The organism is Streptomyces sp. NPDC002054, assembly GCF_040296685.1.
Lineage (GTDB): Bacteria > Actinomycetota > Actinomycetes > Streptomycetales > Streptomycetaceae > Streptomyces.
Genome location: NZ_JBEOXT010000029.1, coordinates 38478 through 53967 on the forward strand (window position 1 = coordinate 38478; position 15490 = coordinate 53967).

Genomic DNA, 15490 nt, shown 5'->3' on the forward strand with positions numbered 1-15490 from the left:
GCGGCGCTACCGTGCGCGAGGTATTGCTTGGTCTTCGACTGTTCGACTGTTCGGTTGAGGGGGGAACGGGGATGCTGGAGCAGGCGTTGACGGCAGTGGCCGCCGCGGGCGGCTTGGCAGTGGTGCAGGCCGCGGGAACGGACGTGTGGACCGGGCTGAGGCAGGCGGTCGCCCGCTGGTTCGGCCGCGGAGAACCGCAGCGCGAACAGGCGGAACTGGAGCGTCTGGACCAGACCGCGGGCGAACTGGAAGCCGCGGACGCGGACGCTGACCCGGCCGAGGCGGAGCGGGCCCGCATCCGTCAGGTGGCGGCTTGGCAGGCCCGGATCGAAACCCGCCTGGAGGACTTGGGCGACACCGAGCGGGCCCAGGCCGCCGAAGAGCTGCGCGCCCTGCTGGCCCGGCACACCCCCCAGGGCGAAACGTCGGCCGGGCAGGGCGGGCTGGCCGTCGGAGGCAACGTAAACATTCGCGCCGAGAAGGGCGCGATCGCCGCGGGCGTCATCAACGGGGGTGCGCGCATCAGCAACCCTCCGGTGCCGGATTCGTCCCAGGGCTGAACGAACCGGCCGCCGCCCCCAGCCCACCACCCACCAGTACGCCGGCCACTCCCGGCGGGCTCGCGCATCTCACCGTGCGGGCAGACCAAGGCGGCGTCTCCCTCGGCTCCGTGGGCGACGGCGCCCGGTTCACCTTCAACGGCGTACCACCGCTGTGGACGGGCTCTCGGGACCCCGACCGTACGCGCTCCGGGATCGGGCACGGGCACGCACAGGCGTGGCCGCCGCCCGGGCCGGGCGTTCCCCTGGCCGTTCCACAGCGCAGGGTCGCGTCGGGCCGTCTGCGGGGACGCACCGAGCTGGTGACCGGACTGACCGGTGCGATGGCGGCACGCGGCAACGGCGACCGGGACGTGCCCGGTGTCTGGGTGCTCTCGGGACTGGGCGGGTGCGGCAAGACCACGGTCGCCCTGGAGACGGCCCATCGGCTGGCGGACGCCTCGACCCGGGTGTGGTGGGTGTCGGGAGCCGGCGGCGAAGGCCTGTCCGGACCGCTGCGTGCGGTGGCGTTCGCCGCAGGTGCCGGAGCGGCCGACTTCGCTGCGGCCCACCCGGCGGACGTGCTCTGGAAGTACCTCGACGCCCTCACGACTCCATGGCTGCTGGTCCTCGACAACGTCGACAACCCGGCCGTCCTGGCGGTCCCGCCGTACCGCATGGCCGACGGCGCCGGCTGGCTCCGGCCGCCGGCACACCCGTGGGGCACGGTACTGATCACCAGCCGCGAGGCACGCGGCGGACGCTGGGGGAGCTGGGTGCACATGGTCGGCGTCGACCTGCTCTCCAGCGAGGACGGCGCGAAGGTGCTGTGCGACCTGGCGCCACAGGCCGGCAGCACGGGGGAGGCCCGGGAACTCGCCGAACACCTCGGGGGCCTCCCCCTCGCGCTCGACCTCGCCGGCTCCTACCTGGCCCGGGCACTGGACGACCCCTGGCCGTCGCAGCCGACGCCGGACACCTTCGCCGCGTACCGCCACAGTCTCGACGCACGCCTGGCCGACATGGCCTCCGACCCGGACACGGACCTTGGGCCGGACGAGCGGACCCGTCGGGCGCTCCTGAGCACCTGGGAACTCTCCCTCGACCTGCTGCGCGGCGAAGACACCCCGCAGGCATCCGACCTGGCCCGCCCGCTGCTGCGGTTGCTGTCCGCCTTCGGGCCGGCGCCCATTCCGTACCAGGAACTCCTCGATCCGGAGCTCCTCGCCCGGAGCGGGCTCTTCGGCGAACCGACACAGCCGCAGTTGCAAGAGGCTCTGAAGGGCCTGGCCGGGCTGAAGCTGATCACCATCGAAGTGACGCGACGCGATGCCGCGGACGCACGGGGCGTCGGCCCCCTGCGCTGGATCACCATTCACCCCATGGTCCGGGCCGCCAGCCGAGCCCACCCCGACTTCACCGCACAGGCGTCGCGGATGCTGGAGCTCGTCACCGCTCTGATGCGCCGGGTCAGCAGCCCCTTGGAGTCGGCCAACCCGGCTCACTGGCCGATGTGGCGGGCGATCGCACCGCACAGCACCGCCCCCCGCGTCCTGCTGTCCGCCTGCGAGGACAGCCTCGGTGACGGTGACGCCCTGGAGCCGAGCCTGGTCGCCGCCGCCACCGAGGCCGCCGTCGGCACCGCCCAGTACCACAACTCCCTGGGGATGTACGGGGAGGCCATCGCCGAGCTGCAGGCTGTCGAGGCGATCAGGGCGCGCCTGCTCGGTGAGGACGCCCCCGCCACCATCGTGACCCGGCTGCACCTGGCCTGGGCGCTGCGCGACAACGGCGACCTCACCGAGGCGGACCGGCTCTACCAGGAGGTGGCGGAGGCCTGCGAGCGCGCTCTGGAGGACGATCATCCGTACCTGCAGTCGGCCCGGACCGGCCGGGCCCGGGTCCTGCGGGAGCGCGGCCGGTACGAGGCCGCCGAGGCGGAGCTCGGCGCGGCGCTCGCCATGCGCCGACGCGACTCGCAGGCCGGCCTGCGCGGCGTGCTGCGGATCCGGCACGACCTGGCCACGCTGGCCCACAGGCGCGGTCGGTTCGAGGAGGCGCTGGCCGAACTGCGCGAGGTCGTACGGCAGACCAGGGCCCTGGGCGGGGAGGCCGAACTGGACGCGCTCGCCATGGGGGTCAGCCTCGCGCGTGCCCTGCGCGACGCAGGGCAGGCCGAGGAAGCCGAGCGCATGGCCGAGGACGTGGTGCGGGAGTACCACGAGGTCCTGGCACCCGACCATCCCGATGTGCTCCTCGCCCGGCACGAGCGCGCCCGCATCGTCCGCGACCACGAGTCGGATCGGGAGCGTCTGGTGTGGGCCAGGGACGAGTTCACCGAGATCCGGCAGATCAACGAGCGCCGGCTCGGGCCGGATCACCCGGACACCATCGCCGCCGTGCACGAGCTCGGGACGGTCTGGCACCTGCTCGGCCGGCCCGATCTGGCGGCCGAGCACTTCCGGACCGCACTGGAGGCAGGCCGGCGACGGCTCGGTGAGGGTCACCCCGATGTCGCCGTCTGCGCCCGCAACCTCGCCACAGTGCTCGCCGAACTTGCCGAACTCGCCGAACTCGCCGAGCAGCCTCGGTCACCCCTTGGAGGAACCCCGGTGGGCGATCTGACGGCGCTGTCGGTCGAGGAGGCACTCGCCCCCGAGGGTCACCACGCCGATTCGGATCCGGCCACGGCACGGATGCTGTCCCGGTTCCTCCAGCCCCGGAAGAGCCGTGGCGGAGCCAATCCCGGAAGCGGAGGGTTTTCGGAGTCCGCTCCCGCACCGAAGCCGAGCCCGCGGCCACGGCAGCAGCCACGGCCACGCTCTGAATCCGGCGGATTGCCCTCCCGTACGTACCGCCCCGTGTCCACCGGGCAGGGCGACGCCCCGGAGCGTGCAACCGAGCCCGCCTTCCCCACCCCCGCCGACGTACGGGCGCTGGCGACCGGCGCCGAAGACCGCGCCCTGATCGAACGGATCCGGGCCCGGCAGCGCGCTGCACGCCTGCTGGCCCTCGGTGAACTCCTACGCCGGGCAGGCGCGGTGGCGGAGGACCCCGCGGGCACGGCGCCCGCGCTTCCGCTGGTCCCGCAGGTCCCGCAGGTGCGCGCCCTCCTCCTGGAGGCCGACCGCGCCGACCCCGAGGCCGTCACCGAGGTCCTGCTCCACCCGCCCGTCGGCCGGTGGCTGAGCCGGGCGCTGCGAGCCCTGCACACCCTGCCCGAGGGGGTGTCCGTACCGTCCGACCCGGCATCCGCCGACCTTCCCCACCTGCACGCCGTGGCAGCTGCCGCGGCCATCAGGGCCGGGGTCTCGTTCACCCTCCCGCTCCCGCTGCGCGACGGCCTGGCCTTCCTGCCCACCCTGGGTGTCGCCGACCTGCGCCGGGCCGGGACCGACCGGGCGCAGGTGGTGGCGACGGAGGACGGGGTCGTGGTCAGGAGCGCGGAGGCCGAGGTGTGGCTGCCGGAACAGCCGCCGGGACCGGGCGAGGTGTCCACTCCCGGCTGGATTCCCGTGCACCGGCTGCTCACGCCCGTCGGGACGACCAGCCGTTTCGACATCGTCCTGGACGACATGGATCCGTACCGCGAGACGGACGGCCCGGTGGCGCCTTCCCGGCTGCCCCTCTCGGACGTCATCCGCTGGCGAGGGCTGACCCGTAGCGCGGGGGTTCTGCTGGCGGGTGTCGATCCCGGGCAGGCCGAGGCACTGGCGGCGGCCTTCACCGCACTCACGCCCCGGCCCGCGACACCGGGTGGTGTGATGACCTCGATTTCCACCAGTGACGCATTCGGAGGTGCTGTCCTCAGCTCCCCGCCCGACGCCGTGGAGCACGCTGTCACCCTGGTCCACGAATTCCGGCACATGAAGCTGAACGCGGTACTGGACTCCGCCGATCTGTACGACGAAGCGGGTGAAGCACCGGACCACCGTTCCTTGTACTACGCCCCGTGGCGTGACGACCCTCGCCCCTTTCCCGGCTTCTTCGACGGCATCTTCGCCTTCTTCGGCGTGGTCGATTTCTGGCGGAGGCTCACCCACCATGCGGAAAGGGAGGATCTGCGGCGCGCCCAGTTCCAGCTGCTGTACTGGCGCATGCAGGCGCGCGACGCGTACGCCGTTCTGTGTTCCTCACCGCTTCTCACCGCGGCCGGACGGGATTTCACGGCGATGATGGGCGAAAGCGCCGCGTCCTGGACCGACCATGCGCGGGTGCCAGACGATGTGGCGGCGCTTGCTGTGGAAGCTGCGCTGGCCCACCGCATGCGCTGGCGTCTGCACCATGTGCGCCCGCCGAGCGATGCCGTGGCGGAACTCGCCGACGCGTGGTCGTCCGGCCGGTCCGGCTCGTCCCGTCGGCCTCGACTGCTGCAACTCGCCGACGTGCTGTGCCCGGACCCCGCCGTGCCGTCCCTCAACGACTACACGGCACTGCTGTGCCGGGCGGCGGCTTACCCGGCCTGGCTGCGGTCCGATGCCCGGAGGCTGAGCGGCGACGCCTTCGACCCCGCCGATCTGGCCCGCCTCCTCGGGGAGACCGAATCGGCGCGCCGGGCCGCCGCCGACCAGGTGACGCAGCAGCCGCGGCAACCCGAGCCATGGGCCCGGCTCGGACTCGCGCTGCGGATGCCCGGTGCCGTGGCCTCGCTCGGACCCGCCGGAACCGCTGCGGCGGTGCAGGCGCTGACCCGCTGCCCGGAGATCGTCCGGGTCGTCCATGCCCGCGTCAGCACGGTCACGGGCTCGCCTCCGGATCCCGTCGCACTGGCGGCGTGGATCGATGACCCGTACAGCCCCGCGTAGCGGTCAGGCGCGGCAGAGGATTTCGCCGTGCAGGACCGAGAACCACGCATCCGGCTCGGCCGCCCACTCCCGCCACGCCGCACCCAGTGCCTTCAGCTGCTCCGGCGTCGCATGGCCGCCCTCCGTCGCGATCCCCGCGTACGAGGAGGCCGTCGTACGGTCCGCCCACAGCTCGGACCACCAGGTGATCTCCTCCGGCGTGGCGTAGCACCACGCCGTGGCCGAGGACCGGACCTCGGTGAAGCCGGCCGCCCGCGCCCAGGACAGCAGCCGGCGGCCGGCGTCCGGCTCGCCGCCGTTCGCGCGGGCCACCCGCCGGTACAAGGCCAGCCAGTCGTCCAGGGCGGGAGCGTCCGGGTACCAGGTCATCGCCGCGTAGTCCGCGTCCCTGGCCGCGACGATGCCGCCCGGCCGGCAGACCCGGCGCATCTCGCGCAGGGCCTGCACCGGATCGCCCACATGCTGGAGCACCTGGTGCGCATGGACCACGTCGAAGCTGTCGTCGGGGAAGTCGAGGGCGTGCACGTCCGCCGTGCCGAATTCGATGCCGGTCAGGCCGCGTTCCGCCGCGTGGGCCCGGGCCTGTGCGACCACGTCCGCCGCCGCGTCCACCGCGACCACCCGGCCGCCCGGGGCCACCAGCTCCGCCAGGTCCGCCGTGATGGTGCCGGGGCCACAGCCCACGTCCAGGACGGACAGGCCAGGGCGCAGCTCGCCCAGCAGGTAGGCGGCCGAGTTCTGCGCGGTCCGCCAGCGGTGCGAGCGCAGGACCGACTCGTGGTGGCCGTGGGTGTAGACGGCGGTTTCGTGGGCGGGCTCGTGGGCGGTCTCGTGGGCGTGGCTCATCGCGGGACTCCTTGGGTGTCGGGTCGTCGGGCCCTCGTCGAAGCGGTGCCACCACCGTAGAGGATCATGTCGGGATGTGAGATAGGCGTATTGGCATGTGGACGGCACCCGTATGGGCAAAGGAGGTTCAGGGCTGGTTGAGGTGGTCGCTGGCAGGGCAGTCGAGGGGCGAGGAGAGTGGGCTCCAGGGGAACTCAGCCGGGGGAGAGGACGGTGAGAGCTGTGGGAGGAAGCCAGCGGGAGGCGCTGCTCGAACAGCACGCCGAGGCCCTGCGCCTGTTCGGTGACCGGGTGCACGCCGTCCGGGAGGACCAGTGGGGCGCGTCGACGCCCTGCACCGAGTGGACGGTGCGGGACCTGGTCAACCACGTCACCGGCGAACAGCTCTGGATCCCGCCCCTGGTCACCGAAGGCCGCACCGTCGAGGACGTGGGCGACGCGCTCGACGGGGATCTGCTCGGCGCCGACCCGGCCGCCGCCTGGGACCGCGCCGCGGCGGCCTCGCACGCCGCCTTCGCCGAGCCCGGGGCGCTGGACCGCACGGTCCGGCTGTCCTACGGCCCGGCCCTCGGCTCGGCGTACTGCTCGGAACTGACCGCCGACTGTGTCGTGCACACCTGGGACCTCTCCCGGGCCATAGGCGCGGACGACCGCCTGCCGGACGGACTGGTCGAGTTCTCGATCAAGGAGGTCATGCCGTACGCGGACGGCCTTGCGGCCAGCGGCATGTTCGCCCCGCCCGTGGAGATCCCGGCCGGGGCGGATGCCCAGACCCGGCTGCTCGCCCTGCTCGGCCGGGCCTCTTGAGGCCTTGGGGCCTTGGGGACCTTGAGGGGGCCTTGAGTGGTCTTGAGCGACTCTGAGGGGCGTATCAGCCCAAACGGCCGTATAAAGGCAATGCGAGGGTGGGCGGGTCGAAGGCGGTCGGCCATGGCAGGGTCCGAGCGCCCTGCGGAGGACGAGTCGAGGAGACAGAGGCGGTGGAGGGGATGCAGCGCACGGCACCGGAGGGCCGCGGGCCGGTCCGCTACGGCCCGCCCGCCCCCGAACCCGGACTGCCCGTGCTGCCCGAGCTGCGTGCCGTACTGGCGGGCGCGGCCGGCCGGGCCGAGCCCGAGCCGCCCGGCGGCGGCCCGGCCGTCCGGGAGGCCGCCTGCCGGTACTGGGAGCGGCGCGGCCTGCCCACCACCCCGGAGTACGTCGCCGCCGCCCCCGGCGCCCCCGCACTCCTGCTCGCCCTGCTCGCCGCCTCCGGGGGCGATGTGCTGCTGCCCAGGCCCTGCCCGGCCTGGTGGACCCCGCAGGTACGGATGCTGGGGCGGCGGGCCTACCACGTGCCGACCCCCGCGGAGTGCGGCGGCGTACCGGACCCGTGGGCCCTGCTGGAGACCGTACGGCGGGTCCGTGCGGAGGGCGGGGACCCGCGGCTGCTGCTGCTCAGTACGGTCGACGACCCGACCGGGACGGTCGTTCCACCCGAGCTGCTGCTCGAGGCCTGCGAGGCGGCCGAGTCGGAGGGGCTTCTGGTGGTCGCCGACGAGACCTGGCGGGACACCGTGCACCGGCCGCACGAGACGCTGGCTCTCAGCCCGGCCGAGATGCTGCCCGGGCAGGTCGCGGTCCTGGCCGACCTGGCCGGGGCACTGCTGCCGGCCGGCTGGCCCGCGGGCATCGCCCGCTTCCCCGGCACCCCGCGCGGCACCTGGCTGCGGGCCCGCACCCTCGACGTGCTCACCGCCACCGCGGCGGTACCGGCCGGTCCGGTCGCGGCTGCCGCGGCGTACGCGCTGGACGAGCCCGAGCCGGTGAGCGCGCGCGGCCGGGCCGCGGCGGAGCTGTACGGGGTGGTGGCCACGGCCGCGCACGAGGTGCTGCTGGCGGCGGGCGCGCTGGCCAGGCCCCCGCAGGCCGGCCGGCACCTGTACGCCGACCTGACCCCCCTGCGGGCGGGCCTGGCCCGGCGCGGCGTGGGCGACGCTATGGAGCTGGAGGACTGGCTCGGCAGCCGGCTGGGCGCGCCCGCCCCCGGCGGGCAGCGGTTCGCGGACGAACTGGGCGCACTGCGCTTCCGGTTGTCGACCGGGCCGCTGCTGGGCGCGACGGAGGAGGAGCGGCTGGCCGCGCTCGGCGCACCCGACCCGCTCGGGCTGCCGCACGTACGCGGGGCGCTGGAGGCGCTGGCGGCGGTTCTGGCGGACGCGCGGGGGCGGCCGGGCGGACCGGGCGGGGATCTTGCGGCGGACTTTGCGGGGACCTGACGAGCGGGCTGCCGACGAGTTGACGTGACGAACTGCGTGCGAATTGATGCGACGAACCCTTTGTCCCCGGCCGGCGAATGGAGCCTTGCTGATGAGGGATCAGACGGACCAGACGGACCGGTGCGACACCTCGCACCGTACGGCGGTACGTCCGAACGACCTGGCTGACCGGTCGGCGCAGCCCGCCGCCGTCCCCGCCCCCGCCCGGTCCGCGGCCAGACCTGCCGTGGGGCCGGGCCGCCAGGCGGTCCTGGGGCGCGGGGCGGTGCCGGTTCCGGCGCATGCGGTACGGAGGTCGGGGGCGTCAGGGGTGCTGCCGGCGTCACCTCCGGGGGAGCTGCGGGCGCTGGGGGAGGTCCGGGCCTGGCCGCGGTCCTTCGCGGACCGGCTGACCAACCCGCTGCCGGGTGGCGTACGGGAGTTCGCCCGGCTCGCCCGCGAAGGCGCCTTTCGGCCCGGCCCGGACGGGCTCCGCGGGATCCCCGATCTGCCGTACGAGCCCGCGCCGCTGCCCGCGGCTGCGCCCGGCACGGTGGCGGTCACCTGGGCCGGGCACGCCAGCTGGGTGGTCCGGATCGGCGGGCTGACCGTCCTGACCGACCCCGTCTGGTCGCGGCGGATCCTCGGGACTCCGGCCCGGATGACCCCGGTCGGGGTCCGCTGGGAGGAACTGCCGCCCATCGATGCGGTGGTGATCAGTCACAACCACTACGACCACCTCGACGCGCCCACGCTCAAGCGACTGCCGCGGGACACCCCGCTGTTCGTCCCGGCCGGCCTCGGCCGCTGGTGCCGGCGGCGGCGGTTCACCCGGGTCACCGAGCTGGACTGGTGGGAGGCGGCCGAACTGGGCGGCGTACGCTTCGACTTCGTACCCGCCCACCACTGGTCCAAGCGGTCGCTGCTGGACACCTGTCGGAGCCTGTGGGGCGGTTGGGCCCTGACCGACACCGCGACGGACAAGAAGGTCTACTTCGCCGGGGACACCGGCTACGGCCACTGGTTCGCCGAGATCGGCCGCCGCCACGCGGGCATCGACCTGGCCCTCCTCCCGATCGGCGCGTACGCGCCGCGCTGGTGGCTGCGGGACGTCCACGCGGACCCGGAGGAGGCGGTGCAGGCCTGCCTCGACCTGGGCGCGGAGCGGATGGCTCCGATGCACTGGGCCACCTTCGTCCTCTCGGCGGAACCGGTCCTGGAACCCCTCCACCGCACCTACGCAGCCTGGACCGCAGCCGGCCTCCCCCGCGAAAACCTCTGGGACCTGGCGATCGGGGGGTCGGGGGTGCTGTAGGTGTACGTGGCTCCTGGCGCGGGCCCGCTTGTTGGCCTTGCCTCGGTGTACGTGGCTCCTGGCGCGGGTCCGCTCTTTTGCCCCCCTCTCGGGGCCGGGGCGGGGCGGGTTTCCCGCCCGCCCCCGCGGGCTTTGCCGGGCGGAGCCCGGCTGCTGGGCGGGGTATTTCGCGCTCCTTGGACGGAGTCCGGAAGCAGGGGTGAGCTGCGGGGCGCCCCCGCGGGCCCGCTTCTTTGCCTGGGGTCGAGGTGCGGGGCTCCCGGCGCGGGCCCGCTCCTTTACCCCCTTCTCGGGGCCGAGGTGGGGCGGTGTTTCCCGCCCGCCCCCCGCGGGCTTTGCCCGGGCGGAGCCTGGTGGTGGGGCGGGGTGTTTCGCCTCGGTGGGGCGGAGTTTAGAGCCGGAGCCGGAGCTCCGGGGCGCGCCCGCGGGCCCGCTTCTTTGCCCGGGCTCGGGGTGCGGGGCTCCTGACGCGGGCCCGCTCTTTGCCCCCCTTCTCGGGGCCGGGGTGGGGCGGTGTTTCCCGCCCGCCCCCGCGGGCTTTGCCCGGGCGGAGCCCGGCTGCTGGGCGGGGTGCTTCGCCTCGGTTGGGCGGAGTCCAGAGCCGAAGCTGCGGCTGCGTGGCCCGCAGCGCGGGCCTGCTGGCCTGTTGAGCGGTGCTCGCCGCTGGCCCCGGCTGGGGGCCGCGTCCGCTGCAGGGCGGCGCCCGGGGTGGCGGGGTTTCGCCTGGGCGGGGTCAGGTGGTGCCCGGGGGCTGCCCGTCAGTCCTCACTGTCCTTCCGTTTCGGCCGTCGGCCTCAAGGGCGCTCCTTTGTCGCGTCGCTTCGCGATGTCGCTGCGCTCCACCCTTGACCCCGCCGTCCGCCCCGGAAAGACAAGGACTGTCGGGAAGCCCCCGGGGGGAGGGCCGGCATGGGGAACGTGTCCCAGATACGGGCCCGCGAGGGCGGCCGGGCAGCGGCTGCCGCCCGACCGGCCGCCCTGTCGGGCGGAAAGCTCCGATTCCCCGAAGCCCGGGCCCGTTTGGCGGGGTGGAGCCCCCTGGCGCGGCAGATCGCTACGCGCTCCAGCCGGTTTGGCGTCCCGCGACCGTCCGTGGCTGAGCAAATGGAGACAGGTCTGTTGGTAAGGACTGCTGTTGGTGAGGGGTGAATAGCCCTCGGGATTGTCGCAGCGGGTGCGACAATCTGTCCGTATCCGAGGAGCTCTCGCGTTGGTATCGCGGTCGCCTGGTAGGCGGTCCGTTCAGGCCGTTCGACCCAGGCGAGTGCGCCGCGCTGGAGCGGGAGATCGGGCTGCCCCTGCCACCCGCCTATCGCTCGTTCCTGGAGGCCGCCGACGGGGGGAAGCTGGCCTATTCGGTCCGCCTCCCGGCTTGTGAACCGGAACCGATCCAGGGCTTCGACGATCTCTACCGGTTGGGCCGTGACGACGCCGGTGAATACGGCTGGGGCACCCTCCTGGGCGAATACCGACGTGGCCGCGATGGGTGGCTCGCTGGGGAAGTCTCCCTGACCGGGCTACTGCCCATCGCCCGCAACGCCGGCAGCGACACCCTCTTCCTGGACCTGAACCCGGCCACACACGGCGAGCTGCACGCGTTCGTCCACGCCATCGCCTGGCCCGGGTATCTGGGCAGCCATGTCTTCACGAAGGTCGCCGACACCTTCGACGCCTACCTCGACAGTCTGTTCATCGACCCCGACCTGGCGGAGGACGCCTGGGCAGCCGCGCCTTGACCGTTGGCGCACCAGATGCGTTCCAGGGCCTGTTGCGAAAGTGGATCGTCTGTCAGACCTGCCTGGGATGCTCCGAGCATGGAGGTGACAGTGCAGCTGACGATCGACTGCTCCGATCCGCAGAGAATGGTGACTTTCTGGGCCGAGGCCCTGGGCTACGTGCCTGAGCCTCCGCCGGGCGGCCACGCCACGTGGCGTGCCTACTGGGCGTCGGTGGGGGTGCCCGAGGCGGAGTTGCCGACCGGTGCCGGGGATATTCCGGAGTCGATCGTTGATCCCGCGGGACGTGGACCGAGGGTGTGGTTCCAGCAGGTTCCGGAGCCGAAGGCCGCCAAGAACCGGTGGCACTTCGACCTGAAGGTCGGTGGGGGCCGTGACGTCCCACTGGACGTCCGCACACAGCGGGTCAAGGCTACGGTGGAACGGCTGGTCAAAGCTGGTGCCACCGTGTTGCGGATCAAGGATGAGCCGGACATGGGGCTCTATGCCGCCGCCATGCAAGACCCCGAGGGCAACGAATTCGACGTCGTCTGAAGGCCGTTGCGACGGTGCTGGTCACAGCCACTCGTTCACGGCTGCGACCAGCGCAGTCGCCTTTACTGCGTTCATCGGAATGGATAGGGGGCATGTTGTCCGCGTTGCGTGACTTTGCCACCTGGGAGCCGTTGTTGAGGCTCATGCGGGTCGCTCATGCGGAGCGGCTGGCCCAGCCGGGTGGGTATGTGGCCGGGCAGATTGGGCGGTCGGGGTGGAGTGTGCCCCTGGGGCGCGGGCGGCGCACGCGGGATGAGTTCGGTGCGGTCGAGCGCGTGCAGGGCGCGCTGGTGGATGCGGGTGTTGATGACGTGTCGTTTGCCGCGGAGATTTCGCCGGGCGGCGGGGCTGTGCTTCACCTGTTCGGGACCGGTCCCGCCGTGGAGGCCGGCATTGGGGGTCCGTATCCGGGTGCGCTGACCCTGAGTGAGGGGTCCGTTCCGGAGCCTTGGCGGCGTTTGCCTGATTCGGTGGTCGGGGCGGTGCCGGACCCGGTGGTGGATTTGGGGTTGTTGGAGCGGACGCTGCGTGAGCGGATCCCGGATGCCATTGGGGCTACCGAGGCGGAGATTGCCGCTGCGGAGGCGCGGCTCGGTGTTGCGTTGCCTGAGGAGCTCAAGGTGCTCTACCGGGTGACGCGGGCGCGGTGGGAGGACTGGGGCGAGGGCTACGCGGACGCGGAGCGGGTTTATGAGGCTGTTGGTTGTGAGCTCTTTCCGCTGGATCGTTTGTATGTTGCCGATGTGGCGTCGCGTCCCTGCCGGTGGAAGTCCGCGGCGATGGCGGCGGTGGTCACCCCGGCCGATGCCGCGGTGCAGGGGCTGGTCGGGTCTCCCGGCTGGATCGCCTTCGGTGACAACGGGGGTGGCGACCGGATGGTGGTCGATCTGACACCTGGCCCGCGCGGGTATGTGGGGCAGATTGTGATGCTCGACCACGAGCAGGTCATCGGGGCCGGCCTGCTCGCCGACTCGCTCACCGACCTGGTGGTGAACCGGCGCAGTGAATGGTGCAGTGGTCGTTTGTGGGATCGGCCGCCGGTTGTGGCAAGGGTTCGCGTCGGGAGTCTGCTGAGTGTGCGGGCAGCCGCCGATCCCGGGCTGGAGGTGCTGTCCATTGGCGGGTGGGAAGGTGAGCCGGTCAGTCTTGTCCCGCTTGTTGGGTTGCCTCGCCTGCGGACGCTTGTTGCCTACCCCGGTACGCTCGCCGACCCGCTGGAGATCGCCCGGCTGAGGGGCCTGGAATTCCTGGAGCTCGGGCCGGAGGAGTGGCGGGTCCTTCTTGCGGCCGGGGGCGTTCCGAGTGGCTTGTCGGCTGCTGCTATTGCGGTGCAGGTGCAGGAGGATTGGCATCCGCTGTCCGTGGTGGCTCTGGCCAATGAGCTTCTTGGGTTGTGGGGTCGGCCCCCGATCAGCCACACCGTTGTTGAAGGGAAACTCGGGCCTGTGGGGTAGGCAGTCAGGCGGTTCGGCGGAGGTGGCGCCAGAGGGTGGGGGTTGTGCTGATCAGGAGGGTGAGGGTTACTGCCAGGGCCACGCCCTGCCAGGGTTCCGGGAAGAGAGCGCCGCCCAGGATGCCGATCAGGCCGTACGTGGCCGCCCAGGCCAGGCAGGCCGGGGCGTCGCCGCGGGCGAAGCGGCGTAGCGGGAGGCCGGCCAGGAGGCAGGCCAGCATCACCGGGATGCGGCCCGCCGGGATCAGGCGGGAGACGACCAGGACCAGGACGCCGTGCTCGTCCAGCCGGGTCTGGGCCTGGGCCAGGCGTTCCGGGGTGGCCCGCTTCTCCAGGGCCGCCAGCCAGCGCGAGCCGTTGCGCGAGCGGACCCCGCGCTGGCCCAGCCAGTAGAGGGCGATATCGCCGAGGAAGGCCGCGGTGGCGCCGACCAGGAAGACCATGAGCACACCGAAGGGGAGGGTCTGCTGCTGGTGTACGGCGACCACGGCCGCGGAGCTGACGAGTGCGCCGGTCGGGATCACCGGGATCAGCGCGCCCAGGGCCACCAGCAGGAACAGCGCCGGGTAGCCGACCGCCTGTTGGGTGGTTTCGGGCGGGACCTGTTGCACCGTGTCGGCGAAGGGGATCACGGCAGCAGCACCCGCTCGCCGTGCTCCGGGGCCCGGACGGCCACCTTCGGCGCCAGCCGGGCCGCGCGGCGTACGAACTCCTCGCCCGGCGCGTGGAATTCGTGGGGGCGGACCGCGTCCATGCCGATCGGCCAATACGTTCCGTAGTGCACCGGCACGGCCGCGGTCGGGGCCAGCGCGGCCAGGGCGTCGGCCGCGCGGGCCGCGTCCAGATGGCCCGGGCCCAGGTACGGGCCCCAGCCGCCCACCGGCAGCAGGGCCACGTCCACCGCACCGACCTCCTCGGCCATCGAGTCGAACAGGCCGGTGTCCCCGGCGAAGTAGGTGGTGGAGGTGCCGTGGACCACGTAGCCGAGGGCGGGGGAGAGCTGCGGGCCGAAGGGGAGGCGGCGGCCGTCGTGGCGGGCGGTCACCGCCCGGATGTGTACCCCGTCGCGGATCACCACTTCGTCGCCCGGGGAGACCTCCGTGACGCGCAGGGAGCGGACCCCGGCGATCCGTGCCAGGCCGGGCACCGCCCGGCGGGCGCCGCGCGGGACCAGCAGCCGGGTGCCGGCGGTGAGGCGGGCCAGGGACGGCAGGTGGAGGTGGTCGGCGTGCAGGTGGGAGACGAGCACCACGTCCGCCAGGGCCGCCTCCGGCGGCGGCAGGGCCCCGCGCCGGCGCCGCAGGTGCGCCAGCCGCCGGGTGAACAGCGGGTCGGTCAGCAGCCGTACCCCGGAGTCCTCGACCGTACACGTGGCATGCCCCCACCAGGTGATCTCCACCGGCACCGCGGCCCCTCCCTCCTTCGGACACCCCCACCTGTCCCCGAGCCTAGGCCCTGGCCGGGCGATCCGCCCGTACGTCCGCGCCGCCGGACCCGGAGGGTACTGTCCGACCGCCCCCTCCTCCCGGCAGACCGATCGGAGTAGGGTCGGGCGGCATGGATGCGCTGCGGGTGGCCGCGATCGCCAGCCTGGTCCCGCTTGAACACCTGGACGCCGACCCCTTTGTCGTCGACACCCGGAGCCAGCACGCCATGTGCGCCCGCTGGGCCGCCGACCAGGGCTACGTGGTCACAAGGCAACTGCTCTTCTACGGGCTGCGGGCCGACCACTGCGCGCTCTGGGCCGATGTCGACGCCGGACAGGTCGATCTGTTCGTCGCGCCCAACCGGCGGGTGCTGGAGCGGGCCCTGCGCTCGGTGGAGGAGTTCACCGCGGAGTGCGAGCGGCGCGGGGTCCGGCTGGAGACCGCCGGGCTGGACGAGCCCTCGTACACCTCGGCGATGAAGGCCGAGGTGCACCGGCGACTGTCCATGCCGACCGCCGGGTACGACGGCACCTGACGTACCCCGTACGGACTTCCCTCTGCTTGAACCCTTGTCGAGTGCTGGGCTCCGGCCGCCCGT

The 15490-nt window shown here is 73.2% G+C and carries 12 protein-coding genes; 9 read left to right on the plus strand and 3 right to left on the minus strand.

All coding sequences use genetic code 11. The annotated features are described in order from the left end of the window. Positions 1-71: 71 nt before the first annotated feature. Positions 72-560, plus strand: a complete 489-nt coding sequence (locus ABT123_RS25035) for a hypothetical protein (RefSeq protein WP_351318495.1) — start codon at positions 72-74, stop codon at positions 558-560. Between the two features lie 74 nt (positions 561-634). Beyond that, the gene (locus ABT123_RS25040) at positions 635-5344 is read left to right on the plus strand and encodes an aKG-HExxH-type peptide beta-hydroxylase (RefSeq protein ID WP_351318497.1); all 4710 of its coding nucleotides are present in this window, start codon (positions 635-637) and stop codon (positions 5342-5344) included. 3 nt (positions 5345-5347) lie between these two features. Here the strand turns inward: ABT123_RS25040 and ABT123_RS25045 are convergent, their stop codons facing one another. Further along, complete coding sequence (locus tag ABT123_RS25045; RefSeq protein ID WP_351318499.1) at positions 5348-6190, minus strand: methyltransferase domain-containing protein; 843 nt, start codon at positions 6188-6190, stop codon at positions 5348-5350. A gap of 222 nt (positions 6191-6412) precedes the next feature. Between ABT123_RS25045 and ABT123_RS25050 the strand changes: the two genes are divergently transcribed. From ABT123_RS25050 to ABT123_RS25075, 6 genes are all read left to right on the plus strand, one after another. Next, complete coding sequence (locus ABT123_RS25050) at positions 6413-6997, plus strand: TIGR03086 family metal-binding protein (protein ID WP_502971039.1); 585 nt, start codon at positions 6413-6415, stop codon at positions 6995-6997. 182 nt (positions 6998-7179) lie between these two features. Beyond that, complete coding sequence (locus tag ABT123_RS25055) at positions 7180-8448, plus strand: aminotransferase class I/II-fold pyridoxal phosphate-dependent enzyme (protein ID WP_351318652.1); 1269 nt, start codon at positions 7180-7182, stop codon at positions 8446-8448. 91 nt (positions 8449-8539) lie between these two features. After that, complete coding sequence (locus tag ABT123_RS25060) at positions 8540-9742, plus strand: MBL fold metallo-hydrolase (protein ID WP_351318503.1); 1203 nt, start codon at positions 8540-8542, stop codon at positions 9740-9742. A gap of 1145 nt (positions 9743-10887) precedes the next feature. Further along, complete coding sequence (locus ABT123_RS25065; protein ID WP_351318505.1) at positions 10888-11478, plus strand: SMI1/KNR4 family protein; 591 nt, start codon at positions 10888-10890, stop codon at positions 11476-11478. Positions 11479-11556: 78 nt separating this feature from the next. Beyond that, the gene (locus ABT123_RS25070) at positions 11557-12012 is read left to right on the plus strand and encodes a VOC family protein (RefSeq protein WP_351318507.1); all 456 of its coding nucleotides are present in this window, start codon (positions 11557-11559) and stop codon (positions 12010-12012) included. Positions 12013-12107: 95 nt separating this feature from the next. Further along, a complete protein-coding gene (locus tag ABT123_RS25075; RefSeq protein ID WP_351318654.1) occupies positions 12108-13466 on the plus strand; it encodes an SMI1/KNR4 family protein in 1359 nt (452 codons plus the stop codon). Between the two features lie 4 nt (positions 13467-13470). Here ABT123_RS25075 and ABT123_RS25080 read toward each other — a convergent pair whose 3' ends face one another. After that, on the minus strand, positions 13471-14097 hold the full coding sequence (locus ABT123_RS25080) for a DedA family protein (protein ID WP_502971040.1): 627 nt from the start codon (positions 14095-14097) through the stop codon (positions 13471-13473). Beyond that, positions 14094-14870: an MBL fold metallo-hydrolase gene (locus ABT123_RS25085; RefSeq protein WP_351318509.1), complete on the minus strand. Its 777-nt coding sequence runs from the start codon at positions 14868-14870 to the stop codon at positions 14094-14096. The genes ABT123_RS25080 and ABT123_RS25085 overlap by 4 nt, the downstream gene beginning before the upstream one ends. 152 nt (positions 14871-15022) lie before the next feature. Here ABT123_RS25085 and ABT123_RS25090 point away from each other — a divergent pair, with 152 nt between their 5' ends. Further along, positions 15023-15427 carry a hypothetical protein gene (locus ABT123_RS25090; RefSeq protein ID WP_351318511.1) on the plus strand — a complete coding sequence of 135 codons (405 nt, stop codon included), beginning with the start codon at positions 15023-15025 and terminating at the stop codon, positions 15425-15427. The last annotated feature ends 63 nt before the right edge of the window (positions 15428-15490 follow it).

Bases quoted from the DNA above. Each gene is read 5' to 3' on its own strand.
- ABT123_RS25035 (WP_351318495.1), top strand. From the start codon at position 72: ATGCTGGAGCAGGCGTTGACGGCAGTGGCCGCCGCGGGCGGCTTGGCA.
- ABT123_RS25045 (WP_351318499.1), bottom strand. From the start codon at position 6,190: ATGAGCCACGCCCACGAGACCGCCCACGAGCCCGCCCACGAAACCGCC.
- ABT123_RS25055 (WP_351318652.1), top strand. From the start codon at position 7,180: ATGCAGCGCACGGCACCGGAGGGCCGCGGGCCGGTCCGCTACGGCCCG.
- ABT123_RS25060 (WP_351318503.1), top strand. From the start codon at position 8,540: ATGAGGGATCAGACGGACCAGACGGACCGGTGCGACACCTCGCACCGT.
- ABT123_RS25070 (WP_351318507.1), top strand. From the start codon at position 11,557: ATGGAGGTGACAGTGCAGCTGACGATCGACTGCTCCGATCCGCAGAGA.
- ABT123_RS25090 (WP_351318511.1), top strand. From the start codon at position 15,023: ATGGATGCGCTGCGGGTGGCCGCGATCGCCAGCCTGGTCCCGCTTGAA.